Consider the following 24,233-nt stretch of genomic DNA (forward strand, 5'->3'; position numbering starts at 1 on the left):
AAGCTTCTCGGCTTTTCTGTGACTTCGTCGCCAGAAAGCCACAATCGATCCTTGGGAGGATGGTTAGGTGATCATCGCGGTCTTCCCCGGGCAGGGCTCTCAGTCCCCCGGGTTCCTCGCACCCTGGCTCGAGCGCGACGGCGCTCGAGAGCGGCTTGCCGAGTACTCCGAGTGGGCAGACGTCGATCTCGTCGCGGCCGGCACCGAGTGGGACGCCGATCAGATCCGCGACACGAAGGTGGCGCAGCCGCTCATCGTCGCGGCGAGCCTCCTGTCGTGGAACGCCCTCGGCGACCGTGCGCAGGTGGCGGGCGTCGCCGGCCACTCGGTGGGCGAGTTCGCCGCGGCGGCCGCCGCCGGCATCCTCTCCGAAGAGGACGCGCTCCGCCTCGTCGGACTCCGCGGCCGTGCCATGGCGGATGCCGCGGCTGCCGCAGAGACCGGCATGAGCGCCGTCCTCGGCGGAGATCAGGACGCCGTCGTGGCCCGGCTCGAAGAGCTCGACCTCACCCCGGCGAACTACAACGGCGGCGGGCAGCTCGTGGCCGCGGGCGCCCTCGACGCACTCCAGCGCCTCGCGGCGGAGCCGCCCGCCGGCACGCGCGTCATCGCCCTCCAGGTCGCCGGCGCCTTCCACACGCGCTACATGGCCCCCGCCGTCGAGGCGCTGCGCGCCGCCGCCGCCGACGTCGTGACGAACGATCCGGAGCTTCGCGTCTGGACCAACCGGGACGGTTCCGAGGTGACCTCGGGTGCGGCCTTCCGCGACCTGCTCGTCGACCAGGTCGCCTCGCCTGTGCGCTGGGACCTGTGCATGGCCTCGTTCGCGGAGTCCGGTGTCGCCGGCATCATCGAGCTGAGCCCCGCCGGCACTCTCGTCGGCCTCGCGAAGCGGGCGCTGCGCGGCGTCCCGGGCGTCGCCGTCAAGACCCCCGACGACCTCGCCTCCGCAGACGCCCTTCTGACGGGAGCACCCGCATGACCCGCTCGCTCATCCAGCCGACCGGCGCCGCGCACACGCGCATCTACTCCTTCGGAGCCGCCCGCGGCGAGGTCGCCGTGCCCAACGAAGACCTCATCGGGCCGATCAACTCGAGCGACGAGTGGATCAGGCAGCGCACGGGCATCGTGACCCGCGCTCGCGCCGTGAAGGAGACCGACGCGATCGATCTCGCCACGGATGCCGCGCGCGAGGCCATCGAGCGCTCCGGCGTCGCGCCGGCCGACATCGACGCCGTCATCGTCGCGACGATCAGCAACCCCAAGCAGTCGCCGTCCGTCTCGGCGATCGTCGCCGACCGCGTCGGGGCCAACCCCGCCGCGGCGTACGACGTGAACGCCGCCTGCGCCGGCTTCGCCTACGGCGTGGCGCAGGCCGACGCCCTCATCCGCGCCGGCATCGCCAAGCACGTCGTCGTCATCGGCGCGGAGAAGCTCAGCGACATCGTCGACCCCGCCGACCGCAGCATCTCGTTCCTCCTGGGCGACGGTGCGGGCGCCGTCGTCGTCGGTCCCAGCGACACGCCGGGCATCGGCCCGACCGTGTGGGGCTCCGACGGTTCGAAGGCCGACGCCGTCGGCATGGACTACACCCTCACCGACTTCCGCGACGGCGTCGCGCCGTGGCCCACTCTCCGCCAGGAGGGCCCCACGGTGTTCCGCTGGGCGGTGTGGGAGATGGTCAAGGTCGCCCGCCAGGCCCTCGAGGCCGCGGGGGTCGAGGCATCCGATCTCGCCGCCTTCGTGCCCCACCAGGCGAACATGCGCATCATCGACGAGTTCGCCAAGCAGCTGAAGCTCCCCGACACCGTCATCGTAGGCCGCGACATCGAGACCACGGGGAACACCTCGGCGGCCTCGATCCCGCTCGCGACGCACCGCCTGCTCGAGGAGCACCCCGAGCTGAGCGGCGGGCTCGCTCTGCAGATCGGGTTCGGCGCCGGACTCGTGTTCGGCGCGCAGGTCGTCGTGCTCCCCTGAGGCCCGATCCCCCGACCCTAAACTGAACAACGGCCCGGCCCGGGCCCGCGAACCCCCAAGAAACAGGAGAAACCGATGGCATTCACTAGCGAAGAGGTCCTCGCTGGGCTCGCCGAGCTCATCACCGACGAGACCGGCATCTCGGCCGACGAGGTCGCGCTCGAGAAGTCGTTCACCGACGACCTCGACATCGACTCGATCTCGATGATGACGATCGTCGTCAACGCCGAGGAGAAGTTCGGCGTGACGATCCCCGACGACGAGGTCAAGAACCTCAAGACCGTCGGCGACGCCGTCACCTACATCACGTCGAACCAGGCCTAGCGAATACCGGTGGGGACGTCCGCGTCCCCACCGGCTCCGAGACCCCGAGGATCCACACACATGAGCACACCCCGCATCGTCGTCACCGGCATCGGCGCGACCACTCCCATCGGCGGCACCGCGCCTGAGAGCTGGGCAGCGCTGAAGAACGGCGTCTCCGGTACGCACAGCCTCGAATACGACTGGGTGGAGCAGTACCAGCTCCCTGTCACGTTCGCCGCGGAAGCGGCGGTGCGTCCCGACAGCGTGCTGGAGCGGCCCGTGGCGAACCGCCTCGACCCGTCGGCGCAGTTCGCGTTGGTCGCGGCCAAGGAGGCGTGGGCGGATGCCGGCGCGCCCGACGTCGACCCCGACCGCCTCGGCGTCGACTTCGCGACGGGAATCGGCGGCCTGCAGACGACGCTCAACGGGTGGGACGTCCTCAAGGAGAAGGGCCCGCGGCGCGTCATGCCGATGAGCGTCCCCATGCTCATGCCGAACGCGCCCGCGGCCGCGGTTTCGATGCACCTCAATGCGCGCGCCTACGCGCGCACCGTCGCCTCCGCGTGCGCCTCGAGCACCGAGTCGCTGATCAACGCGTTCGACTCGCTACGTCTCGGACGCGCCGATGTCGTCATCGCTGGTGGCTCGGAGGCCGTGATCCACGGCCTGACGATCGCGGCCTTCGCCGCGATGCAGGCGCTGTCGAAGCGCAACGACTCCCCCGAGACGGCCTCTCGCCCGTACAGCGTCGATCGCGACGGCTTCGTCATGGGCGAAGGCGGCGCGGCGCTCGTGCTCGAGACGGAGGAGCACGCCAAGGCTCGCGGTGCCAAGATCTACGCCGAGATCGTCGGCGGCGGGGTCACGGCCGACTCGTACCACATCACCGCTCCCGAGCCCGAGGGTCTCGGCGCCTCGCGCGCCGTGCGCCTCGCGCTCAAGGAGGCGGGGGCCACCCCCGACGACGTGACCCACATCAACGCGCACGCGACTTCGACCCCGACGGGCGACATCGCCGAGTACAAGGCGCTCCGGAGCGTCTTCGGCGACCGGATCGACGAGATCCCCGTCTCGGCGACGAAGGCATCCACCGGCCACCTGCTCGGCGGCACGGGTGCGCTCGAGGCGATCTTCACGATCCTCGCGCTCCAGGATCGCCAGGCTCCGCCGACGATCAACCTGACGACGCAGGACCCGGAGATCCCGCTGCGCATCTCGGGTGAGCCGATCGCGCTCTCGGAGGGCCCGCAGCTCGCCATCAGCAATTCGTTCGGCTTCGGCGGCCACAACGCGGTCGTCGCGATCCGCTCGGTCTGATCCACACGGAAGACGCCCCCGTCCTTCGATCCGAAGGTCCGGGGGCGTCTTCCGTGTCAGGCGGCGATTCGCGTTCCCGCTGTCCGGGATGTTCGGCCTCCGATCACCGGTAGTGGCGCCTCGACCGCCTGTGTCTCGTCTGCGGCGTCACCCCACCTTGTGGAGCCACACGACCGGCGCATCGTCGCTCGCGTGACGGAACGGCTCGAGCTCCTCGTCCCACGCGCCTCCGAGGGCGACCTCGAGTTCGCGCTGCAGCTCGAACGCGTCTCCTGCGGCGACCTCGAGCGCATAGCGCAGCCGATCTTCGCCGATGACGACGTTGCCCGCCGTATCGGTCTGGGCATAGTGGATGCCGAGTCCCGGAGTGTGCATCCAGCGGCCGCCGTCGCTGCGGGGTGTCGGGTCTTCGCTCACCTCGAAGCGGAGGTGCTCCCATCCGCGGATCGCCGTCGCGAGGGCCGCGCCGGTGCCGGCGGAGCCCTCCCAGTAGAACTCGGCGCGGCGGCTGCCTGTCAGGATCGGCTGGTCGGCCCAGTCGAAGTTGACGGCGCGCCCGAGGGCGCGGCCGACCGCCCACTCCAGGTGGGGGCACAACGCGCGTGGCGCGGAGTGAATGTAGATCACTCCACGCGCCTGTGGTGTCGCCATGGTCTCTCCGTTCCTTCAGGTGCGTCTTCCCCAACGACCTGCGGACGGATGTCACGGCTCTTCAGTTGTGCTTGCGGCCATTATGGCTCAGCACCCCGCGGAATCACAACAGTGTCATTACGCGGCGCGGTAGGCTCGTGGGGCGCCTTCGGGCGCAGGGGGCGGTGGCCAAGCTGGTCAAGGCAGCGGGCTCATAACCCGACGATCGTGGGTTCAAGTCCCACCCGCCCTACTTCACACTTCCACCCGCCCTACTCTCTTTCCACAGGAATCCGTCAACCCCACCCGTCTCTCCCTCCGGCCTTGAGAGGATGTTCCGGCGTCGGAGGGAGACGGATGTCGGAGCGATCGATCGCGCAGACGGCGCGGGAGCTGTTCGGCTGGGCGGGCCTGCGCGACGGACAGGAGGAAGCCGTCGCGGCCCTGCTCGAGGGTCGCGACGTCATCACGGTGCTGCCGACCGGCGGCGGCAAGTCGGCCGTCTACCAGCTCGCCGGCGCGATGACGCCGGGCATCACCGTCGTCGTGTCACCTCTCATCGCCCTCCAGCGCGACCAGCTCGCGCGCCTCGCCGACACACCGGATGCGCCGCGGGGTGTCGCGATCAATTCGACGATCGGCGACCGCGCCGTGGACGTCGCGTGGGAGGCTCTCTCCAGCGGCGAAGCGGAGTTCGTCTTCGTCGCGCCCGAGCAGCTCGCGAAGGACGATGTCGTCGACCGGTTGCGCACGATAGGCGTGGGACTGCTCGCCGTCGACGAGGCGCACTGCGTCGCGAGCTGGGGGCACGACTTCCGCCCCGACTATCTGCGCCTCGGAGCCGTCCGCGCCGCGCTCGGCGGTCCCGTGACCGTCGCGCTCACCGCGACCGGCGCCCAGCCTGTGCGGGCCGAGATCGCCGAACGACTCGACATGTCCGATCCGCTGCTAGTCGTTCGCGGCGTCGATCGTCCCAACATCGACCTCGCCGTGCGCCGCGAGACCTCGGCCGACGAGAAGCGGGATGCCGTCATCGAGGTCGTCTCCGCGCTCCCCCGTCCCGGCCTCCTGTACACCGCGACCCGACGAGAGGCGGAGGAGTTCGCCGAGGCTCTCGGTGCGCGCGGGCTGCGCGCCGCCGCGTACCACGCCGGGCTGTCGACCCGGGAGCGGTCGGACGCGCACGACGCCTTCCTCTCCGACAGCGTCGACGTCGTCGTCGCGACCAACGCGTTCGGCATGGGCATCGACAAGCCGAACGTGCGCTTCGTCGTGCACGCCTCCGTGCCCGAGTCGCTCGACGCCTACTACCAGGAGCTCGGCCGCGCGGGCAGAGACGGAGCACCGGCATCCGCCGTGCTGTTCTATCGCTCGGAGGATCTCGGGCTGCGCCGGTACTTCGCCGCGCGCGGCGTCGCTCCGGAGCGTGCCGCAGCCGCGTATGCGATCCTCGCGGCATCCCCGTCTCCGGTCCCTGCGAAGGTCCTCGCGGGCGCCCTCGACATCGCGCCGAGGTCGGCCACTGGTCTGCTCGACCTCCTCGCCGAGGGCGGCGCCGTCTCGCTCACCCCGAACGGAGCCGTCGTTCGCACCACCCTCGCGCCCGCCGAGGCCGGTTCGGTCGCGGCCGACTCGGCGGAGCGGCGGGAGCGCATCGAGCAGTCGCGGCTCGAGGTGATGCAGCGCTACGCCGAGACGCGGGACTGCCGGCGGCAGCTGCTGCTCGGCTACTTCGGCGAAGACCTGGCAGAGCCCTGCGGCCGGTGCGACACCTGCCGTCGGGGCACGGCGGGCGGTCAGCCGGTCGACGGATCGGCTGTCGCGTTCGCTCCAGGTGCCGCGGTGGAGCATGTCGAGTGGGGCCGGGGCAGCGTGGTCGACGTCGACACCGACCGCATCACCGTCTTCTTCGACGACGAGGGCTACAAGGTGCTCTCGCTCGAGGTGGTCGAGGAGAACGCTCTGCTGGCCCTGGTCTAGACTCCGAGCATCATGGACCCTGTCGCCGCAGTCATCGTCGTCGCCGCGCTCGCGACGACGGGGGTGCTGATCGCCCTCGCCCCTGCGATGAAGCGGGATCACCGTCGCCGTCAGCTCGCGGGCCGCGCGGTGTCGGGCGGACTCGGATCGGGTCTCGACGCCGTGTGGCGGCCGTCGGCCGAAGAGGCGCACCGCGAGTGGGAGGCTCAGGTCGAGGTTCCCGCACCGGCGCCGTCACCCGGCGACAAGGGGCGCATGGAGGACGGCCGCATCGTGATCGACGTGCACGACGCGCGCTGAGCGCGGCATCCACTCCTCAGGAGGTCGGATCCGTCTCGGGGGGCTCCGGAGGCGTGCTGCCGCGCTGGATGGGCAGCTCCTGACTGTCGGACAGCAGCTGTGGGTGGTAGCGCGCCAGCGTGATGACGCCGAAGACGGCGATCGCGCCGGCGACCGCGAAGCCGACGAAGGCCCACGGGGGCGCGTTGGCGGCCTCCTGCAGCACCGTGAGGCCGATGACCACCGCGACGATGGGGTCGATGACGGTGAGACCCGCGATGACGAGGTCGGGTGGACCGACCGCGTAGGCAGTCTGCACGAAGTAGGCGCCGACGGCGACGGCTGCGAGGAGCGCGACGATGCAGAGGATCGTCAGCCAGTTGAAGTCGCCGGCCTTGATGCGCTCGATGACGACCTTGGCGAGAGTCGCGACGAAGCCGTAGATCATGCCCGAGGCGACGATGTAGAAGAGGGCCTGGCCGCGCTTGCGCAGCCACAGCCACAAGCCCGCGAGGGCGAGGATCACGACGCCGAGGAGCGCCAGGATGACGAGCGTCTCGCGCTCCGTGATGGGGTTCTCGGTCGCGTAGAAGGCGGCGATCGTGACGAAGATGAAGATGCCGCCCACGCAGGCGATGATCGCCATGATCGATCGCCTCGTCGGCCTGATCCCGGTGACGCGCGCATTGAGCAGGGTCGTGATGACGAGCGAGATCGCCCCGATCGGCTGCACGATGATGAGCGGAGCGAAGGCGAGGGCGCTCAGCTGGCACACGATCGCGAGCCCCAGCATGAGCGTGCCCGCGACCCACGACGGCCGTTTGAGGAGGTTCAGCAGCTGGCGTCCCGTGAGTCCGGCTTTCCCGGACGCCCCGCTGAGCCGCTCGACCTTCGTGACGCCGCGGTGCTGGTACTGGGCGCCGAACGACATGAACACCGCGCCGATGAGGGCGAGCGGGATGCCGATGAGGATCGCCGGGTCGCGGAAGAAGCCGATGAGTTCGTTCGTGACGTCATCGACCGTCATATCCGCCAAGACCACCCTCCGACACTAACCGCAGGAGGCCTCGATAGGCTCGAGACGTGGCCGTACTGCCGATTCGCATCATGGGTGACCCTGTCCTGCACGCCTCCGCGGCGCCTGTCGAGGAGATCACGGAGGAGGTGCGCACGCTCGTCTCCGACATGTTCGAGACGATGGATGCCGCCCCCGGCGTGGGCCTCGCCGCGCCCCAGGTCGGCGTGGGTCTGCGCCTGTACACCTACTCGTACCAGGACGACGAGGGGCAGCCGTGGCGCGGGGTCATCATCAACCCCGTGCTGTGGATGCATCCCCTCGTGCCGGGTGATCCCGACCCCGACGAGGAGTCGGAGGGATGCCTGTCGTTCCCGGGCGAACGGTTCCCGCTGCGCCGGTCGGAGCGCGTGCTCGTGACGGGCACCGATCTCGACGGCACTCCGGTGCGCATCGAGGTCGACGGCTGGCGGGCCCGCATCATGCAGCACGAGTTCGACCATCTCGACGGCATCCTGTACATCGACAGGCTGGATGACAGCGACTGGAAGACGACGCAGAAGATCGCCCGCAAGCGGGGCTGGGGCCGTCCCGGTCAGTCGTGGACGCCGGGCATCGACGACATCGAGGCCTGAGCGCCCGAAGTCTTCCGGGCAACAAGAAAGCCCCGGGGGTGGAGCCCCGAGGCTTTCGCTCCCCCACTTGGACTCGAACCAAGAACCTATCGGTTAACAGCCGATTGCTCTGCCAATTGAGCTATGGAGGATCACTCGCACTCTCGTGCGGGCAACTTGACCATCTTAGCAAAGCTCAGAGGGTGCTCACGACGTGACGAGGCGATGATCGGCTCCCGAGCTCGGAGTCCAGAGCAGATCCTCGGTTCCGCGGCCGTACGCGACGGTGTGACCCGCGCGCAGCACGAGCACATCGGCGTGGAGGTCGCGGACCACCTCCTTCTCGTTCGTGACGATGAGGGTCGCCATGCCGTGATCGCGGCGGCGGAGGATCGCGTCGCGCGCCGCCCGGCGCACTTCGACGTCCATGTTGGCGAACGGCTCGTCGGCGATGAACAGACGCGGCTCGAGCACGAGGGTGCGTGCGAACGCGACGCGCTGCCGCATGCCGGCGCTCAGCTCGTACGGATACTTCGCGGCCGCGCCGAGCGGCAGCATGAGCTCGTCGAGGAGCGTTGCGACACGAACGGCGAGGGCGCGCTGGTTGACGCGGCGGTCGCGGCTCGTGATGGGCTCGCCGATGACCTCTGCCACCGTCATGCGTGCGGGAAGCTTCGCCCCGGCCGACTGTGCGAGGAATCCCGTGTAGTAGGTGAGCTCGCGCACGGACCGGCCGGGCCGGCGCACGGGGATGCCCTCGACCCACGCGTCGCCGCCGACGACGGCGAGACCGGGCTCCTCGGAGCCCGACAGGATCGTCGCAAGGCTCGACTTGCCCGCGCCCGTCGGACCCATGATCGCGAGCGTCGAGGCGTGCGGGAGCACGAACGAGACACCGTCCACGACGCGAACGTCGACTCCTCCGCGCGACGAGCGCAGAAGGGAGAGGTCGCTCGCGCGGATGGCGACGTCAGGGTCGCGTCGTCGGGGCATGGACTCATCCTGCCCTGCGCCGACTCGGGCCGCCAGCGGCTTGACCCGTGAGCCTTCATCTGCCTGCCGAGACCTCGGGGGTCACCCGCGTTCTCGGCGGTCAGGTGGAGGCTCACGGTCCGGGCATCGGACCTAGGCCTCGGACTCCAGCTGCTGGCGGATGACGTCGAGCTCGCGGAGGCGCAGCCGGATCGCCCGACCCTGCTCGGACGCGGGCGGGACGCGCTGGATCGCCCCGAGCAGCTCGGCCTTCTCGCGCTCGATGTCGCGCGCGATGAGGCGCCGGCAGAGCGAGGACGCCGAAGCCGCAGCCTCGTTGTCGGTGAGCGCCGGGAAGTCGGCCGTGAGCAGTTCGGCGCCGAGCGAGCGGAAGGGCTCGCGCACGCTGCCGACGGCCTCGGCCGCCCATCCGGGGCGCTCGACGTTCGCGTTCGGTGCGACCGTCGCGCGCACGGCTTCGAGGGCGGGATGCCGGAACGCGAGCGCGAACGCGCGCTCGCGCAGCGCGGGATCGATGCGGTGTCCGAACTGCAGGAGGCCCATGAGGGCCTCGCGCTCCAGCGCGACGTCAGCCGTGCGGGGCAGCGACGCGAGCGTCACGCGCACCGTGGGAGCGCCATCCTGCTCCCCCGGCTCCGGCTCGCGCTCGCGGTCGCGTCGGGGATCGCCGCCGCTCCGGCCGGCACGCTCGACCTCGCGCCGCACGTCTTCCGTGTCCATGCCGAGGCGGCGGGCGAGCACCCGCACGTACTCGGGCTGCAGGAGCGGGTCGCGCAGCTCGGCGACGACGGGCGCCGCCGCGCGGAGCGCGCCGACGCGGCCCTCGACGGTCGCGAGGTCGAAACCCGAGATGCGCTGGTCGAGCACGAACTCGACCATGGGCGACTTCGTGTCCATGAGGGCGCGCACGGCGCCGTCGCCGCGCTTGAGGCGCAGATCGCACGGGTCGAGGCCTTCGGGACCGACCGCGACGTACGTCTGCGCGTTGAAGCGCTTGGCGTCGGCGAAGGCGCGGAGCGCCGCCTTCTGACCGGCGGCGTCGGGGTCGAAGGTGAAGACGACCTCGCCGGCGGCGGAGTCGTCGCCCATGACGCGGCGGAGCACCGTGATGTGGTCGGATCCGAACGCCGTGCCGCACGTCGCGATCGCCGTGGTGACCCCCGCGAGGTGGCAGGCCATGACGTCGGTGTAGCCCTCGACGACGACGACGCGGTGGCCGCGGGCGATCTCGCGCTTGGCCAGGTCGAGGCCGTAAAGCACCTGCGCCTTCTTGTACACCGTCGTCTCGGGGGTGTTGAGGTACTTCGGCCCGTTGTCGTCGTCGAACAGACGCCGCGCGCCGAAGCCGAGCACCTGGCCCGTCACGTCGCGGATGGGCCACACGACGCGTCCGCGGAAGCGGTCGTACACACCGCGCTGCCCCTGCGAGACGAGCCCGGCCGCCGTGAGATCGTCGCGGGAGAAGCCCTGTCTCGTGAGGGCGTCGAGCATGCCCGACCAGCCCTTGGGTGCGAAGCCCACGCCGAAGTGTGCCGCTGCGCCCGCGTCGAAGCCGCGCTCTCCGAGGAACCGGCGGGCGATGTCGGCCTCGGGCGTCGCGAGCTGGCCGCGGAAGAACTCTGCGGCGGCGGCGTTGGCCGCGTACATGCGCGAGCGGCCCGTCGTCTCAGGCGCGGCGCCGCCGTCCTCGTAGTGCAGTGTGTACCCGATGCGCCCCGCAAGGCGCTCGACGGCCTCCGTGAACGACAGGTGGTCGAGGTTCCGCAGGAACGAATACACGTCGCCCGACTCGCCGCAGCCGAAGCAGTGGTAGAAGCCTGCCTGCGGACGCACGTTGAAGCTCGGGCTGCGCTCGTCGTGGAAGGGGCAGAGACCCTTGAGCGCACCCACGCCCGCGGCCTTGAGCGCGACGCGCTCGCCGATGATGTCGGCGATGTTCGTGCGGGCCTTCACCTCGTCGACGTCGGCCTGGAGGATGCGGCCCGGCATCAGAGCCCTTCGATCGGCTCGGGCAGCGCGTAGGCGGTGGACGCGACGATGCGGCTGCCCGGCACCCAGATGCCGATGCTCGCGAGGTCGACGGATCCGACGAGCTCCGAGTGCCACGAGATCGCGAAGCGATCGGTGAGGCTCGCGACCTGGTCGGCGACGACGCGTCGGCGCGCGGCATCCGTCTCGGCGCGGGCGAAGTCGTCGGCGTAGACGCGGTCGAGGTGCTCGGGATGCTCCCACAGGGCCGTCGCGAGGCGCTTGAGCACGCGTCGCTGCTCCTTGTAGAGCCCCTTGCGGCCCTCGACCGAAACGATGAAGGCGCCGATCGTGCCCTTGAGCACGGCCATCTCGGCTTCGATGACGCGCGGCACGACCACGTGGCCACGGTACCGGGTGAGCGCGGGCGCGTCGTAGCGCTCGCGCGTCGCCGCCGTCGCGGCCCTCGCGAACCGCCCGATGAGGTCGGACGTGAGGTTCTTCAGGCGGGCGTGCGCCGCGCGCGTGCCGTCGAAGGAGGTGATCCATTCCGGCATGCGCATGAGACGGTACAGCGCGTCGTCGAGCTCGTCGCGGGCGAAGTCGTAGCCGACCCAGCTCTGGATCGCCGACAGCAGCGCCTCGCGCTCACGCACGTCGGCGAGGCGCGCGGGATCGATGTAGCCGTTCACGACGGCGTCCTCGAAGTCGTGGACGGAGTACGCGATGTCGTCCGAGAGGTCCATGACCTCGGCCTCGATGCAGCGCACCCGCCCGGGCGCGCCGTCGCGCAGCCACCGGAAGACGGCCTCGTCCTCGGGGTAGACGCCGAACTTGAGGCGCCCACCGGGATCGGGCACGGGATGCTCCGCCGTCCAGGGGTACTTGCACGCGGCGTCGAGGCTCGCCCGCGTGAGGTTGAGCCCGAACGACGAGCCGTCGTCGTCGACCACCTTCGGCTCGAGTCGCGACAGGATGCGCAGAGTCTGCGCATTGCCCTCGAACCCGCCGATGTCGGCGGCCCACTCGTTGAGCGCGCGCTCGCCGTTGTGGCCGAACGGCGGATGCCCGAGGTCGTGGCTGAGGCAGGCCGTGTCGACGACGTCTGGCGACAGGCGCAGCTCGGTCGCGAGCTCCCGGCCGACCTGCGCGACCTCGAGCGAGTGGGTGAGGCGGTTGCGGGCGAAATCGGCGGGGCTCGCGGGGCTCAGCACCTGCGTCTTGGCGGCGAGGCGCCGCAGCGCCGCGGAGTGCAGCACACGGGCGCGGTCGCGCGCGAAGGCGTCGCGCTGCGAGCGGTGCTGCTCGTTGTGGAATCGCTCGGCGTCGTGCTCGACATAGCCGACCGGACGGCCGGATGAGACGCCGACGGCGCCCGATCTCGCGATTGAGGCTGCGGGCGCCTGCCCTGAGCCTTTCGAAGGGTCAGCCGCCACTGTGGTCGAGTTCCGCTTCGGCGAGGGCGCAGGATGCCTCGGCCCCGAGCTCCTGCGAGTCGAGCCAGCCGTCGGGCAGTGCCGGGCGCTTGGGTGTTCCCGCGCGGCCGCGCTGGCCTTCCGCCGCAGCGCCGGGGTACGGCGCCTCCAGGTCGAGCGTCGCGAGCAGCTCATCGATCTCGGCGAGGCTCGACGCCGTCGCGAGACGCGCGCGCGTGTCGCCCCCGACCGGGTAGCCCTTGAAGTACCAGGCGACGTGCTTGCGGATGTCGCGGCATCCCCGGTCCTCGTCCTCGAAGAACTCGACGAGAAGCTCCGCGTGGCGACGGAACGCCTGCGCGACGAAGCCGAGCGTCGCGTCGACGGGCTGCTCGGGCGCTGCACCGGGCCCACCCAGCGCTCGCGCGAGGTCGCCGAACAGCCACGGTCGGCCGAGGCAGCCGCGGCCGACCACGACGCCGTCGCAGCCGGTCTCGGCCATCATGCGCACCGCGTCCTCGGCGGACCAGATGTCGCCGTTGCCGAGCACCGGCACGCTCGTGACGGTCTCCTTGAGCTTCGTGATCGCCGACCAGTCGGCGTGCCCCGAGTAGAACTCGGCGGCGGTGCGGGCGTGCAGCGCGATCGACGACACGCCGGCGTCCTCTGCGACGCGGCCCGCGTCGAGGTAGGTGAGGTGGTCGGAGTCGATGCCCTTGCGCATCTTGATGGTCAGCGGGATGTCGCCGGCGGCGCGCACGGCACCGGTGACGATGTCCTGGAAGAGGCGGCGCTTCCAGGGGAGTGCCGATCCGCCGCCCTTGCGCGTGACCTTGGGAACGGGGCAGCCGAAGTTCAAGTCGATGTGGTCGGCGCGGTCCTCGGCGACGAGGATGCGCACCGCCTCGGCGACCGTCGCGGGATCGACGCCGTACAGCTGGATGGACCGCGGCGTCTCCGACTCGTGGTGCGTGATGAGGCGCATCGTCGTCGCGTTGCGCTCGACGAGCGCGCGCGACGTGATCATCTCGCTCACGTACAGGCCCGCGCCGTACTCGCGGCACAGGCGGCGGAACGCCGTGTTGGTGATGCCCGCCATCGGGGCGAGCACCACGGGGGCGTCGAGCTCGATGGGCCCGATGCGCAGCGCGCGCGTCGGGGCGAGGGCGGTCGTCATCGCACCATTCTCCCAGACGAATGCACCGAGCTCCCTGAGCGCGGCCTTAGCCTGGGAGCATGACCCAGGCGACCGACATCTCCCTTCGCGACATCCCGTTCCTGACCGCGTCCGGAGACCCTGCGACCCTCGCCGATTACGAGGACAAGGTCGTCCTCCTCGTCAACGTCGCCTCCAAGTGCGGCCTGACGCCGCAGTACGAGCAGCTCGAGGCGCTGCAGCGGGCCTATGGCGAGCGCGGCTTCACGGTGCTCGGCTTCCCGTGCAACCAGTTCGCGGGTCAGGAGCCCGGCTCGATGGAGGACATCCTCGAGTACTGCTCGATGACGTGGGGCGTCACCTTCCCCGTGTTCGACAAGGTGAAGGTCAACGGCGGCAAGGCGGCGCCGATCTACAAGGCGCTGAAGAAGACGCGGGATGCCGAGGGCAAGCGCGGTCCGATCCTGTGGAACTTCGAGAAGTTCGTGCTGACGCCCTCGGGCTCGCTGCACCGCTTCCGTCCGAACGTCAAGCCCGACGACCCCGCGATCGTCGAGGTCATCGAGGACAACCTGCCCGGCTGACCTCAAGCGACGGCGTCTTCGGACGCCTCGCGGTGCTCGGCCCACACCTGCCGGGCGATCTGCGCGAAGGCCTCGGCGGGCTGCGCGCCGGACACGCCGTACTTGCCGTCGATGACGAAGAACGGCACGCCGTTGATGCCGTAGGCCGCGGCCTGCGCCTGATCGGCGCGGACTGCCGCGAGATAGCGGCCGCTGCGCAGCGCGTCGCGGGCAGCGTCGCCGTCGAGCCCCGCATCCGCCGCGAGCGAGACGAGCTCGTCTTCGCGACCGAGGTGGCGACCCTCCGTGAAGTACGCCGACATGAGACGTTCGGCGAGTTCGAGCTGACGGCCCTGGGCCTTCGCGAAGTGCAGCAGCTCGTGCGCCTTGACCGTGTTGGTGTGCTTGAGCACGTCGAACCGGTACTCAAGGCCCGCGTCGGCGGCGACGCCGGTGACGCGGTCGAGCATCTGCCGCGCCTGGTCGTGCGAGATGCCCTTGTGGCTCGAGAGGTAGTCGGTCTCGCCGCCCTCGAAGTCGACGGGTGTGTCGGGCGACAGCTCGAACGAGTGGTACGTCACCTCGACCTCGGGGGCGTCGTCATCGTGCGATGCCTCCGCCAGGCCCTTCTCGAGATTCCGCTTGCCGATGTAGCACCAGGGGCAGGCGATGTCGCTCCATACGTCGATCTTGATCGGTTCCGTCACGCTGGTTGCAACCCATGCCGTGGGCGTCATATTCCCCGTCGCGAGAGCGCCGCGGCGACGAAGAAGCAGACCGCGCCGAGGAACGTGCCCAGGTTGATCCACTGCACGTTGATGAAGGAGCCCGTCGCGGGCACGACGTAGGCGCCGATCGCGGAGATGCCGAACGCGATCGAGCCGACCATGTTCAGCCACGTGCCGCGCCACGTGCGGGCGTCCGGATCCCACAGCTCGTGACGCCGTCCCGCCGCGAAGAGGGCGAGTGCGCTCGAGATGAGGAATGCTGCGGATCCCCAGGCATCCGGGGTCCACCCCGCCGTCGGTTCATCGATGTCGCGGTACGCGGCGAGCAGAACCGCGAAGGTGCTGACGTTGAACAGGAGGGTTCCGGCGAACTGGATCGCCGCCGCCCACCAGTCGTACGCGTCGGCTCTCGACGCGCCGCGCAGCGGCGGCCTCCGACCGCTCAGCAGCAGCTGGATGAGCCCCGCCAACGTGAAGAAGATCGAGCCGACGAAGAACGTCAGGGAGTCCCACACGGGTCCGACCGCCGCCGCGTACCACGGCACGGCGCCGACGGCGAAGAACGTGGAGCCCACCATGAAGCCCCACGCCTCGCGCCGCAGGCGCTTCTTGCGCGAGACGGCGCTCGTCGCCATGTCAGTGATGGAAGGCTCCCGCTTCCTCCTCGCTCATGGGCACCGTGATGGGGTGCTTGTCGAAGTGCGCGATCGCATCGCGGTAGTCGTCCATGAGCAGAGCGGCCTCGTCGCGGCTGAAGCCGACGCGCACGAGGATGCGCTGGATCGGAAGGTCTTCGCGGTTCGGCGGCATCGTGTACGCGGGCACCTGCCAGCCGCGCGTGCGGAGGCGGTCGGCGAGGTCGAAGAGCGTGAAGGGGTGCGGGGCGCCATCCTTGAGTTTCCAGGAGACGGCCGGGATGCCTTCGTCGGGGCGCCCCGAGTTGATGATGTCGAAGTGCCCGAGCTTCTCGATCTCGGCCGACAGGTACATCGCCGTGTCGTAACAGGACTGGTGGACCTTGCGGTAGCCCTCACGTCCGAGCCGGAGGAAGTTGTAGTACTGCACGACGATCTGGCCGCCGGGACGCGAGAAGTTCAGCGCGAACGTCGGCATGTTGCCGCCGAGGTAGTTCACGTTGAAGATGAGCTCCTCGGGGAGGTCCGCGGCATCCCGCCACACGATCCAGCCCACGCCCAGCGGGGCCAGGCCGAATTTGTGCCCCGACGTGTTGATCGACTTGACGCGCGGCAGGCGGAAGTCCCACACGACCTCGGGGGCCGTGAACGGCGCGAGGAACCCGCCGCTGGCACCGTCGACGTGGATCGGGATGTCCAGGCCCTTCTCCGCCTGGAGTTGGTCGAGCGCCTCGCTCACGGCCTGCACGGGTTCGAAGCCGCCCGTGAAGGTGACGCCCAGGGTCGGGACGACGCCGATCGTGTTCTCGTCGACGCGCTTCAGCACCTCTTCCGGCGTCATGAGGAAGCGGTCGCCGTCCATCGGGATCTCGCGCAGCTCCACGTCCCAGTAGACCGCGAACTTGTGCCAGCACACCTGCACGGGGCCCGTGATGAGGTTGGGCTTGTCGGTGGGGAGGCCCGCCGCCCGCCGGCGCGCGCGCCACTTCCACAGCAGCGCCATGCCGCCGAGCATCGCGGCCTCGCTCGAACCCGTCGTCGAGGTGCCGAGGGTGTTCTCGGCGTCGGGCGAGTTCCACAGGTCGGCGAGGATGTGCACGCACCGGGCCTCGATCGCCGCGGTCTGCGGGTACTCGTCCTTGTCGACCATGTTCTTGTCGAGCGTCTCGTTCATGAGCGCCTTGACCTCGGGCTCGAGCCATGTCTGGCAGAACGTCGCGAGGTTCTGCCGCGAGTTGCCGTCGAGCAGGAGCTCGTCCGAGACCACCTGGTAGGCGTGCCGGGCGAGGTGCTCCTTCTCCGGGATGCGGTACTTCGGCATCGAGATGGACAGATCCGTCGAGGCGAAGACCTCGTCCAGAATCTCGTCGCGGACGTTGTCACGGTGATGCAGCATCGATGAGCCCCCTCCTCGGGTCGTCGGCGGCCCATGGCGAGGGAACGTCGGCGACAATGACTCCCCCCGGTCTACCGGGAGCCGCGACCCGCCGTCAATCATCGGGGAGGTGAACCTCCCCCGACCGGGGTGAACCGCCTCACCGGGGTGACATGCTCACAGCGCGGGCGGCTCCGGCTGGTCGACGGCACCGCCGAACCGGCGATCGCGGTCGAGGTAGAGGCCGATCGCGCGCCAGAGCTCGGTGCGGCCGAAGTCGGGCCAGAGCGTGTCGAGGAAGACGAACTCGGCGTATGCGGACTCCCACAGCAGGAAGTTCGACGTGCGCTGCTCGCCGCTGGAGCGTACGAACAGGTCGACGTCGGGCATGTCGGGGATGTACAGGCGGCGCTGGATGAGCTTCTCCGACACGGCGCTGGGCCGAAGTCGCCCGGCGGCGACGTCGTCGGCGATCGACCGCACGGCGTCGACGAGCTCGACGCGGCCGCCGTAGTTGACGCACATCGTGAGGGTCAGCACGTCGTTGCCGGCGGTCAGCTGCTCGGCGTACTGGAGCTCCTTGATGACCGAGCCCCACAGCCGGGGCTTGCGGCCCGCCCAGCGCACGCGCACGCCCCACTCGTTGAGCTGGTCGCGGCGGCGGTGCAGCACGTCGCGGTTGAACCCCATGAGGAAGCGCACCTCGTCGGGCGAGCGCGACCAGTTCTCGGTCGAGAAGGCGTACACCGACAGGTGCTTGACACCGGCCTGGATCGCGCCGGCCACGACGTCGAGGAGCGCCGCCTCGCCGGCCTTGTGGCCCTCGATGCGGGTCAGGCCCCGGCGGTTGGCCCAGCGCCCGTTGCCGTCCATGACGATCGCGATGTGCGCCGGCACCGAGCCTTTCGGGAAGGCGGGAGGGTACAGGCCGGTCCAGTCGATGGGGCGATACGGCACCGCGTCGCGGTGCGTATAGGGCTTCGGCGTCACCGAGCGGCCTCCCAGGGCGAGGATTCGACGTGCGAGAGCGAGCGGATGCCGCGCTCCAGGTGCCATTGCGCGTAGGCCGCGATGAGGCCCGATGCCGCCGCCGTGGCACCGTGCGACGCGGCATCCACAGCATCCCACTCCCCCGCCATGAGCGATTGCAGGAGCGACACGGTCTCGGCGCCGACGCGTGCGGCGCCGGTCGGAGCGCAGTCGTGGCACACGATGCCGCCGAGCTGGGCGACGAAGGTGTCGTGCGGACCGGGCTTGCCGCACCGCGCGCACTCGTCGAGCGAGGGCGCCCAGCCCGACAGCGCCATGGCGCGCAGGAGATAGGAATCCAGGATGCTGCGCGCCGCGTGCTCGCCGCGCGCGAGCGCGCGCAGCCCGCCGACGAGCAGCAGGTACTGCTGCGGCGTCGCCTCGGCCTCGTTGAGGCGGTCGGCGGCCTCGACCATGGCGCTCGCGGAGGTGTACCGGTCGTAGTGCACGGCGATCTCGGCGCCGTACGAGCCGATCGACTCGGCCTGCTGCACGATGTCGAGCGACCGGCCCTGGTAGAGCTGGACGTCGGCGACCATGAAGGGCTCCAGCCGCGAGCCGAAACGCGACGAGGTGCGGCGGACGCCCTTGGCGACGGCACGGAGCTTGCCGTGGCGTCGGCTCAGCAGGGTCACGATCCTGTCGGCCTCCCCCAGCTTGTGGGTGCGCAGGACCACGACCTCATCGCGGTAGGTGGGCACTCCACGATTATCGCGTGGCCACCATGACAATGGACGTGTGAACGAGCCGCTCTTCGTGATCCCGCTCTGGGCAGACCTCACAGCCGTCGGGCTCGGCGGGGTTCAAGGCGCGCTGTTCGCCTCGGGCTTCCAGGGGCAGCGCCGGCTCGACCTGCTGGGCGTCGCGATCATCGGCATCGTCATGGGCATGGGCGGCGGACTCATCCGCGACCTCCTGCTGAATGTGCTGCCGGCGACGCTGCAGAACAACTGGTACCTGCTCACGGCGACGCTCGCCGCCCTCGCCGGGATGCTGCTGGCGAACCTCTTCCGGCGGCTCAACGCCGTCATCGTCGGCCTCGACGCGATCGTCATCGGGCTGTTCGGAGCCTTCGGCACGAGCAAGGCGCTCACGCTCGGGCTGCCGTTCGTGCCCGCCGTCTTCGTCGGGGTGTGCTCGGCGGTCGGTGGAGGCATCCTGCGCGACATGCTCATGGGACTGCCGACCGCGATCATGCACGTGGGCTCGCTGTACGCCGTCGCCGCCGGGGCGGGGTGCGTCGTGGTGGCGACGGCGCATGCGCTCGGGGCGCCGCTTGTGGCGGCGGCGATCGCCGGTCTGGTCGTGACCGCCGTCATCCGGCTTCTGGCCGTGATCTTCGACGTGTCGCTCCCCGAGCAGCGCATGCTCTATCGCCGGAAAGTCGCGGTGGAGACGTCGGCGATCCCGATCGTCCGCCCCGGCGACGACAGCGAGTCTTGAGCGGGGTCAGACGCCCGCGAGCTCGCGCGAGCGGTCGCGCGTGCGGATGGCACGGTTGACGCCCGACACGATCGCCTTGAGCGACGCCGTCGAGATGTCGCCGTCGATGCCGACGCCCCACAGGCGCTCGCCCTCGACCTGCAGCTCGACGTAGGCGGCGGCCTGCGCGTCGCCGCCCGCGCTGAGCGCGTGCTCGACGTAGTCGTACACCGTGACGTCGAAGCCGTGCGCGCGGATGATCTCGATGAACGCCGCGACGGGTCCGTTGCCGTGGCCGGATGCCTCGACCCGGTCGTCGCCGTCACGCAGCGTGATCTCGAGCGAGACATCGCCTGACAGGTCGCTCTGCGTGCGCGTCGAGAGCAGCTCGAAGCGGCCCCAGCGCTCGTCGGCGATGTCGGAAGGCAGGTACTCGTCGTTGAAGATCGACCAGATCTGATCGCTCGTGACCTCGCCGCCCTCGGCATCGGTCTTGCTCTGCACGACGCCCGAGAATTCGATCTGCAAGCGGCGCGGCAGGTCGAGCGCGTGGTCCGTCTTCAGCAGGTATGCGACGCCGCCCTTGCCCGACTGCGAGTTGACGCGGATGACGGCCTCGTACGAGCGGCCCAGGTCCTTCGGGTCGATCGGCAGGTACGGGACGCCCCACTCCAGCTCGTCGACGGAGACACCCTCGGCCTCGGCGCGGGCCTCCATCGCCTCGAAGCCCTTCTTGATGGCGTCCTGGTGCGAACCGCTGAACGCCGTGAAGACGAGGTCGCCCGCCCAGGGGCTGCGCTCGTGCACGGGCAGCTGGTTGCAGTACTCGGCCGTGCGCTTGATCTGGTCGATGTCGCTGAAGTCGATCTGCGGGTCGATGCCCTGCGTCAGCAGGTTGACGCCCAGCGCGACGATGTCGACGTTGCCGGTGCGCTCGCCGTTGCCGAACAGGCATCCCTCGATGCGGTCGGCGCCGGCCATGTAGCCCAGCTCGGCCGCCGCGATCGCCGTGCCGCGGTCGTTGTGCGGGTGCAGCGACAGGATGACGTTCTCGCGGTGCGCCAGGCGGCGGCTCATCCACTCGATCGAGTCGGCGTAGACGTTGGGCGTTGCCATCTCGACCGTCGCGGGCAGGTTGATGATCACCTTGCGCTCGGGTGTCGGCTCGAAGATCTCGATCACCTGGTTGCAGATGTCGAGGGCGAACTCGAGCTCGGTGCCCGTGTAGCTCTCGGGCGAGTACTCGTAGAAGACCTTCGTCTCGGGGACGCGCTTCTCGAATTCGCGGCACAGGCGGGCGCCCTCGAGCGCGATGTCGATGATGCCCTGCTTGTCGGTGCGGAAGACGACGTCGCGCTGCAGGATGCTCGTGGAGTTGTACAGGTGCACGATGGCCCGCTTCGCGCCGGCGATCGACTCGTACGTGCGCTCGATCAGGTGGGCGCGAGCCTGCGTCAGCACCTGGATCGTGACGTCATTGGGGATGAGGTCTTCCTCGATCAGCTGCCGCACGAAGTCGAAGTCGGTCTGGCTCGCGCTCGGGAAGCCGACCTCGATCTCCTTGTAGCCCATGCGGACCAGGAGATCGAACATGATGCGCTTGCGCTCGGGGCTCATCGGGTCGATGAGGGCCTGGTTGCCGTCACGCAGGTCGACGGCGCACCAGCGGGGCGCGGTCGTGATGCGGTTGCTCGGCCACGTGCGATCGGGCAGGTCGACGGTGATCTGCTCGTGGAACGGCCGATACTTGTGGATCGGCATCCCCGAGGGCTTCTGGGTGTTGTCCATGATGGTGTCGCTTCTTCTCTCGTCTGAGGTGATGCGGGCCGACAGCAAGCTCCGCGACGAGGAAGGCCCTAGAACGAGGACTCGCCGCGGCAGCTAAGAAGAAGGAGCGAGGCTGCGCGCATGAAGTCAGGGTACACCCGTGGCGCGTGTGAGACGAAACGGCGGCGCGTGAGACGATCGCCCGATGAGGGACACCTGAAGGGCATGAGCGTTCTTCGTCGCGCCGTCGCGGTGCCGGTCGTCGCCTCGTTCGCCGTGATTGTGCTCGCCGCCTGTGCGACGGGTTCGGGCGGTTCTGCGGTGCCTTTCGGGGCCGCAGAGCCGGCCCTTCCCTCGGGCGAAGTCGTGGGTCAGGGGACGGTGCTCGAGGCGGACGGCGAGGCGCAGCTGTGCCTCGGACCGGTCGCCGATTCGTATCCGCCGCAATGCTCCGGCATCCCCCTCGACGGGTGGTCGTGGGACGGCGTCGACGGCAGCGAGTCGTCGAACGGCGTCACGTGGGGCGCCTACGTCGTACAGGGGACCTACGACGGGTCGACGCTGACCGTGACAGCGCCGCCGATCCTCCTCGCGCTGTACGACCCGATGCCGATGCCCGATCCGACCGGCGGCGAGCCGGGCTCGGGCGACGAAGCGACGCTCGCCGACGCGCAGGACTCGCTCGCCGATCGACTCGGCACGGACTATGTCTCGTCGAGCATCGACAACGGCTACCTGTGGGTCGACGTCGTCTGGGACGACGGCTCGTATCAGGATGCCGCCGACCGCGAGTTCGGCGAGAAGGTCGTGGTCGTGCGATCCGCCCTCCGCGAAGCGGCCTGAGCGAAAGGAGCGGCGATGGCTTCCGACGACGAGCGTGCGATCGAAGCCGTCATCCTCGCGAACACGTTCCTGGATGCGCGGGGTCGCCCGGCGATCGCGGAGTGGTTCCCGCAGTCGGTCGTCGATCTGTACGACGCCGTCGTCGCGCGGCCCGACTGGCAGTCGGCGACGAGCCTCGCCGAGCGTGCGCTGGCGATCCTCTCGGCCCTGCGTGGCGATCCCGACCTCGAGGCGCGGTTCCGCGCCGACGCCGACGCGGGCCGCTTGGGGTTCGGGGCCGGCGAAGACGCGGAGATCGACGCGGCGATCGAGCAGGTGCAGTCCGCGCTCGGCGATGAGCTGGTCCCGACATGGCTCAACGCCGAAGTGGAGGGCGACCCGCTCGAGCCCGTGCGCGAATCCGTGCTCGCCGTGTTCTTCGGCGAGAGGAGCGACGCGGCTGCGGGTTCTGTGCCGACCGCGATCCCGTTCGAGACCGGCCAGGAGAGCGTCGATGTCTCGGTGCAGCTCGTCAGCGGCGACTTCACGGTGCCGCCTCTCCCTCAGCAGCTCCGCATCGGCCGCGACGGCAGGTCGATCGGAAGGGCGCTCTTCCCCGTGACACCGCTCCACGACGGGCGCTCGACGCTCAGCGTGCTCGTCGACGTGCAGGGCAACTTCCTGCAGCGGCTGGATCTCGCGTTCGACATCGGCGCGACCGCGCAGGTGGATGCCGCGAGCTTCGGCAGACCCGCAGGCGCGGCGGTCGAGCTGCAGCCCCGCACGGCGTCGATGCAGTTCGCCCCGGCCACCGGTGGCTACGAGCTCTACGTGAAGGGCGTGACCGAGGGGCAGGTCTTCGTACCGCTGACGGCGGACGAGCTCGCAGCCCGCATCGACGGAGTGCGCGAGGCGCTCCTCGATGCCGTGCAGGACAAGACGTTCGGGCTCGAGATCGACATCCCGACCGATCTCGCGGCGGCGGCGCTCAAGAGTCTCGCGTTCGCCGGATTCCGCCTCTACCAGGCGATCTTCAGCGGTCCGCTCGCGTCCGACGAGCTCAGGGAGGTCGGCGTGTGGCTGCGCGAGAGTCTCGCCGACGACGTCACGACGCTGCAGGTCGTCTCGCGGGGCTTCCCCGTGCCGTGGGCACTCATGTACCTGACCGACCGGTTCGCCGACGACGGACTCGACTGGAGGAACTTCATCGGCATGCGGCACGTCGTCGAGCAGGTGCCGATGCGCGAGATCTCGGCGCTGCCGGCCACCGCGACGATCGCGTCGACGCCCGATCTCAGCGTGCGTGTGCTCTTCAACGACGGCATCGACGCACAGATGCCGTCGCATCCCGTCGCCGCCCAGCGCGCGTACTGGGAGGCGCGGGATGTCGCCCTCGGTGAGGGGACGATGGTCGACGATCTCGTGGGGACTGCGCTCGCCGCCGGTGCCGTCGACAAGGTGCTCTACCTCTACTGCCACGCCGTCGCGTCGAGCACCGATCCCGACGACTCGTACCTCGTGCTGAGCGACGACGAGCGCGTGTCGCTCGGCCGGCTCGCCGTGTACGCGCCGATCGAGGACCAGCTGACGAGCCATCCCCTCGTCTTCGTCAACGCGTGCGAGTCGGGCGAGCTCTCCCCCGGCTTCTACGACGGGTTCGTGCCGTACTTCCTCGCGAAGGGCGCGCGCGGCGTCATCGGCACCGAGTCGAAGGTGCCGGCGCGCTTCGCGAGCGAGTGGGGCATGGCCTTCTTCGATCGCCTGTTCTCGGGTGAGCCGCTCGGGGAGGCCGTCCTCGGCCTGCGTCGCGACTTCCTCGAGAAGCACGGCAACCCGCTCGGGCTGCTGTACGGCGTGCACTGCGATACCGACACGCGGGTCGATCCCGCGTTGCCGCCGTCTGCGAAACGGCGACCTCGGAAGGTTCGCCGTACGGGTGGTTGAGCGGCTGGGTTTGGGGCGCGACACGTCGCCGACACGCGGCGGCGTGCGGCGTGTCGGAACCGGAAGACGCCCCGAACCCGCGCAGCGCAACCCCGCGTAGGATCGGCGGCATGGGAGCGACTCCCCTGCCCTGGACAGACCCGCGCGACGACCTCGAGGTCGGCGTGCTCATGGCCGATGGCCGCCTCGCGCCGCGGAAGTTCGCCGACCGCGCAGCGGCCGAGGCATGGGCGCGTGTGGACCTCGGCGATCAGGTCGTGGAGTTCAACACGATCTGCAGCTGCGACGCCTGAGG

General features: G+C 70.0%; 24 protein-coding genes and 2 tRNA genes. 13 read left to right on the top strand and 13 right to left on the bottom strand.

The genetic code is table 11. The features are described from left to right. The first annotated feature begins 67 nt into the window (after positions 1-67). From ACH3VR_RS06110 to ACH3VR_RS06125, 4 genes are all read left to right on the top strand, one after another. On the top strand, positions 68-982 hold the full coding sequence (locus tag ACH3VR_RS06110) for an ACP S-malonyltransferase (protein WP_396639875.1): 915 nt from the start codon (positions 68-70) through the stop codon (positions 980-982). Then, positions 979-1,980, top strand: a complete 1,002-nt coding sequence (locus tag ACH3VR_RS06115) for a beta-ketoacyl-ACP synthase III (RefSeq protein WP_396639876.1) — start codon at positions 979-981, stop codon at positions 1,978-1,980. The genes ACH3VR_RS06110 and ACH3VR_RS06115 overlap by 4 nt, the downstream gene beginning before the upstream one ends. A 75-nt stretch (positions 1,981-2,055) precedes the next feature. Then, on the top strand, positions 2,056-2,304 hold the full coding sequence (locus ACH3VR_RS06120; RefSeq protein ID WP_396639877.1) for an acyl carrier protein: 249 nt from the start codon (positions 2,056-2,058) through the stop codon (positions 2,302-2,304). A 60-nt stretch (positions 2,305-2,364) separates the two neighbouring features. Further along, a complete protein-coding gene (locus ACH3VR_RS06125) occupies positions 2,365-3,603 on the top strand; it encodes a beta-ketoacyl-[acyl-carrier-protein] synthase family protein (protein WP_396639878.1) in 1,239 nt (412 codons plus the stop codon). 147 nt (positions 3,604-3,750) lie between these two features. Here ACH3VR_RS06125 and ACH3VR_RS06130 read toward each other — a convergent pair whose 3' ends face one another. Continuing rightward, on the bottom strand, positions 3,751-4,254 hold the full coding sequence (locus ACH3VR_RS06130) for a DUF3145 domain-containing protein (RefSeq protein ID WP_396639879.1): 504 nt from the start codon (positions 4,252-4,254) through the stop codon (positions 3,751-3,753). A gap of 158 nt (positions 4,255-4,412) precedes the next feature. Here ACH3VR_RS06130 and ACH3VR_RS06135 point away from each other — a divergent pair. The 3 genes from ACH3VR_RS06135 to ACH3VR_RS06145 all read left to right on the top strand — a co-directional run bounded on the left by ACH3VR_RS06135 (position 4,413) and on the right by ACH3VR_RS06145 (position 6,513). Then, a tRNA-Ile gene (locus ACH3VR_RS06135) sits at positions 4,413-4,486 on the top strand. A gap of 104 nt (positions 4,487-4,590) precedes the next feature. Further along, entirely contained in the window at positions 4,591-6,213 is a 1,623-nt protein-coding gene (locus tag ACH3VR_RS06140; RefSeq protein WP_396639880.1) for a RecQ family ATP-dependent DNA helicase, read from the top strand. Between the two features lie 12 nt (positions 6,214-6,225). After that, complete coding sequence (locus ACH3VR_RS06145; RefSeq protein ID WP_396639881.1) at positions 6,226-6,513, top strand: hypothetical protein; 288 nt, start codon at positions 6,226-6,228, stop codon at positions 6,511-6,513. A gap of 16 nt (positions 6,514-6,529) precedes the next feature. Here the strand turns inward: ACH3VR_RS06145 and ACH3VR_RS06150 are convergent, their stop codons facing one another. Next, positions 6,530-7,519: a DMT family transporter gene (locus ACH3VR_RS06150; RefSeq protein WP_396640448.1), complete on the bottom strand. Its 990-nt coding sequence runs from the start codon at positions 7,517-7,519 to the stop codon at positions 6,530-6,532. A gap of 56 nt (positions 7,520-7,575) precedes the next feature. On the opposite strand from ACH3VR_RS06150, the gene def reads away from it, so the two are divergent. After that, positions 7,576-8,142 (top strand): peptide deformylase, encoded by a 567-nt coding sequence (def, locus tag ACH3VR_RS06155; RefSeq protein ID WP_396639882.1) that lies wholly within the window; start codon positions 7,576-7,578, stop codon positions 8,140-8,142. Between the two features lie 58 nt (positions 8,143-8,200). Here the strand turns inward: def and ACH3VR_RS06160 are convergent. The 5 genes from ACH3VR_RS06160 to dusB all read right to left on the bottom strand — a co-directional run bounded on the left by ACH3VR_RS06160 (position 8,201) and on the right by dusB (position 13,674). Then, a tRNA-Asn gene (locus ACH3VR_RS06160) sits at positions 8,201-8,273 on the bottom strand. 55 nt (positions 8,274-8,328) lie between these two features. Further along, positions 8,329-9,114: an ATP-binding cassette domain-containing protein gene (locus ACH3VR_RS06165; RefSeq protein ID WP_396639883.1), complete on the bottom strand. Its 786-nt coding sequence runs from the start codon at positions 9,112-9,114 to the stop codon at positions 8,329-8,331. 132 nt (positions 9,115-9,246) lie between these two features. Then, the gene (dnaG, locus tag ACH3VR_RS06170; RefSeq protein ID WP_396639884.1) at positions 9,247-11,103 is read right to left on the bottom strand and encodes a DNA primase; all 1,857 of its coding nucleotides are present in this window, start codon (positions 11,101-11,103) and stop codon (positions 9,247-9,249) included. Next, positions 11,103-12,470 carry a deoxyguanosinetriphosphate triphosphohydrolase gene (locus ACH3VR_RS06175; protein WP_396640449.1) on the bottom strand — a complete coding sequence of 456 codons (1,368 nt, stop codon included), beginning with the start codon at positions 12,468-12,470 and terminating at the stop codon, positions 11,103-11,105. The genes dnaG and ACH3VR_RS06175 overlap by 1 nt, the downstream gene beginning before the upstream one ends. A gap of 37 nt (positions 12,471-12,507) precedes the next feature. Continuing rightward, complete coding sequence (dusB, locus tag ACH3VR_RS06180) at positions 12,508-13,674, bottom strand: tRNA dihydrouridine synthase DusB (RefSeq protein ID WP_396639885.1); 1,167 nt, start codon at positions 13,672-13,674, stop codon at positions 12,508-12,510. Positions 13,675-13,733: 59 nt separating this feature from the next. On the opposite strand from dusB, the gene ACH3VR_RS06185 reads away from it, so the two are divergent. Further along, entirely contained in the window at positions 13,734-14,237 is a 504-nt protein-coding gene (locus ACH3VR_RS06185) for a glutathione peroxidase (RefSeq protein WP_396639886.1), read from the top strand. Positions 14,238-14,239: 2 nt separating this feature from the next. Here ACH3VR_RS06185 and ACH3VR_RS06190 read toward each other — a convergent pair whose 3' ends face one another. The 5 genes from ACH3VR_RS06190 to recO form a co-directional block, all read right to left on the bottom strand. Next, entirely contained in the window at positions 14,240-14,923 is a 684-nt protein-coding gene (locus ACH3VR_RS06190; protein ID WP_396639887.1) for a DsbA family oxidoreductase, read from the bottom strand. A 26-nt stretch (positions 14,924-14,949) separates the two neighbouring features. After that, positions 14,950-15,579 (bottom strand): hypothetical protein, encoded by a 630-nt coding sequence (locus ACH3VR_RS06195; RefSeq protein WP_396639888.1) that lies wholly within the window; start codon positions 15,577-15,579, stop codon positions 14,950-14,952. Between the two features lies 1 nt (position 15,580). Continuing rightward, on the bottom strand, positions 15,581-16,975 hold the full coding sequence (locus tag ACH3VR_RS06200) for a glutamate decarboxylase (protein WP_396639889.1): 1,395 nt from the start codon (positions 16,973-16,975) through the stop codon (positions 15,581-15,583). Between the two features lie 156 nt (positions 16,976-17,131). After that, positions 17,132-17,944, bottom strand: a complete 813-nt coding sequence (locus ACH3VR_RS06205; protein WP_396639890.1) for an isoprenyl transferase — start codon at positions 17,942-17,944, stop codon at positions 17,132-17,134. Further along, positions 17,941-18,684: a DNA repair protein RecO gene (recO, locus tag ACH3VR_RS06210; RefSeq protein ID WP_396639891.1), complete on the bottom strand. Its 744-nt coding sequence runs from the start codon at positions 18,682-18,684 to the stop codon at positions 17,941-17,943. The genes ACH3VR_RS06205 and recO overlap by 4 nt, the downstream gene beginning before the upstream one ends. 37 nt (positions 18,685-18,721) lie before the next feature. On the opposite strand from recO, the gene ACH3VR_RS06215 reads away from it, so the two are divergent. Next, the gene (locus tag ACH3VR_RS06215) at positions 18,722-19,426 is read left to right on the top strand and encodes a trimeric intracellular cation channel family protein (protein ID WP_396639892.1); all 705 of its coding nucleotides are present in this window, start codon (positions 18,722-18,724) and stop codon (positions 19,424-19,426) included. 6 nt (positions 19,427-19,432) lie between these two features. On the opposite strand, the gene leuA is transcribed toward ACH3VR_RS06215, so the two are convergent. Continuing rightward, entirely contained in the window at positions 19,433-21,193 is a 1,761-nt protein-coding gene (leuA, locus tag ACH3VR_RS06220; RefSeq protein ID WP_396639893.1) for a 2-isopropylmalate synthase, read from the bottom strand. 204 nt (positions 21,194-21,397) lie between these two features. Here leuA and ACH3VR_RS06225 point away from each other — a divergent pair, with 204 nt between their 5' ends. The 3 genes from ACH3VR_RS06225 to ACH3VR_RS06235 all read left to right on the top strand — a co-directional run bounded on the left by ACH3VR_RS06225 (position 21,398) and on the right by ACH3VR_RS06235 (position 24,231). After that, positions 21,398-22,015, top strand: a complete 618-nt coding sequence (locus tag ACH3VR_RS06225) for a hypothetical protein (RefSeq protein ID WP_396639894.1) — start codon at positions 21,398-21,400, stop codon at positions 22,013-22,015. A gap of 15 nt (positions 22,016-22,030) precedes the next feature. Then, complete coding sequence (locus tag ACH3VR_RS06230) at positions 22,031-23,938, top strand: CHAT domain-containing protein (protein WP_396639895.1); 1,908 nt, start codon at positions 22,031-22,033, stop codon at positions 23,936-23,938. A gap of 110 nt (positions 23,939-24,048) precedes the next feature. After that, a complete protein-coding gene (locus tag ACH3VR_RS06235) occupies positions 24,049-24,231 on the top strand; it encodes a hypothetical protein (protein WP_396639896.1) in 183 nt (60 codons plus the stop codon). Positions 24,232-24,233: the final 2 nt, after the last annotated feature.

Origin of the sequence: Microbacterium alkaliflavum, from assembly GCF_044325405.1 — a bacterium.
Classification (GTDB): domain Bacteria; phylum Actinomycetota; class Actinomycetes; order Actinomycetales; family Microbacteriaceae; genus Microbacterium; species Microbacterium alkaliflavum.

What these genes read in the sequence shown, in the direction of transcription:
- ACH3VR_RS06225 (WP_396639894.1), top strand. Translation starts at nt 21,398, where the DNA reads ATGAGCGTTCTTCGTCGCGCCGTCGCGGTGCCGGTCGTCGCCTCGTTC.
- ACH3VR_RS06230 (WP_396639895.1), top strand. Translation starts at nt 22,031, where the DNA reads ATGGCTTCCGACGACGAGCGTGCGATCGAAGCCGTCATCCTCGCGAAC.
- ACH3VR_RS06145 (WP_396639881.1), top strand. Translation starts at nt 6,226, where the DNA reads ATGGACCCTGTCGCCGCAGTCATCGTCGTCGCCGCGCTCGCGACGACG.
- ACH3VR_RS06185 (WP_396639886.1), top strand. Translation starts at nt 13,734, where the DNA reads ATGACCCAGGCGACCGACATCTCCCTTCGCGACATCCCGTTCCTGACC.
- ACH3VR_RS06195 (WP_396639888.1), bottom strand. Translation starts at nt 15,579, where the DNA reads ATGGCGACGAGCGCCGTCTCGCGCAAGAAGCGCCTGCGGCGCGAGGCG.
- ACH3VR_RS06115 (WP_396639876.1), top strand. Translation starts at nt 979, where the DNA reads ATGACCCGCTCGCTCATCCAGCCGACCGGCGCCGCGCACACGCGCATC.
- ACH3VR_RS06165 (WP_396639883.1), bottom strand. Translation starts at nt 9,114, where the DNA reads ATGCCCCGACGACGCGACCCTGACGTCGCCATCCGCGCGAGCGACCTC.
- dnaG (WP_396639884.1), bottom strand. Translation starts at nt 11,103, where the DNA reads ATGCCGGGCCGCATCCTCCAGGCCGACGTCGACGAGGTGAAGGCCCGC.
- ACH3VR_RS06140 (WP_396639880.1), top strand. Translation starts at nt 4,591, where the DNA reads ATGTCGGAGCGATCGATCGCGCAGACGGCGCGGGAGCTGTTCGGCTGG.
- dusB (WP_396639885.1), bottom strand. Translation starts at nt 13,674, where the DNA reads ATGACGACCGCCCTCGCCCCGACGCGCGCGCTGCGCATCGGGCCCATC.
- ACH3VR_RS06200 (WP_396639889.1), bottom strand. Translation starts at nt 16,975, where the DNA reads ATGCTGCATCACCGTGACAACGTCCGCGACGAGATTCTGGACGAGGTC.
- ACH3VR_RS06125 (WP_396639878.1), top strand. Translation starts at nt 2,365, where the DNA reads ATGAGCACACCCCGCATCGTCGTCACCGGCATCGGCGCGACCACTCCC.
- ACH3VR_RS06150 (WP_396640448.1), bottom strand. Translation starts at nt 7,519, where the DNA reads ATGACGGTCGATGACGTCACGAACGAACTCATCGGCTTCTTCCGCGAC.
- ACH3VR_RS06120 (WP_396639877.1), top strand. Translation starts at nt 2,056, where the DNA reads ATGGCATTCACTAGCGAAGAGGTCCTCGCTGGGCTCGCCGAGCTCATC.
- leuA (WP_396639893.1), bottom strand. Translation starts at nt 21,193, where the DNA reads ATGGACAACACCCAGAAGCCCTCGGGGATGCCGATCCACAAGTATCGG.
- ACH3VR_RS06235 (WP_396639896.1), top strand. Translation starts at nt 24,049, where the DNA reads ATGGGAGCGACTCCCCTGCCCTGGACAGACCCGCGCGACGACCTCGAG.
- ACH3VR_RS06130 (WP_396639879.1), bottom strand. Translation starts at nt 4,254, where the DNA reads ATGGCGACACCACAGGCGCGTGGAGTGATCTACATTCACTCCGCGCCA.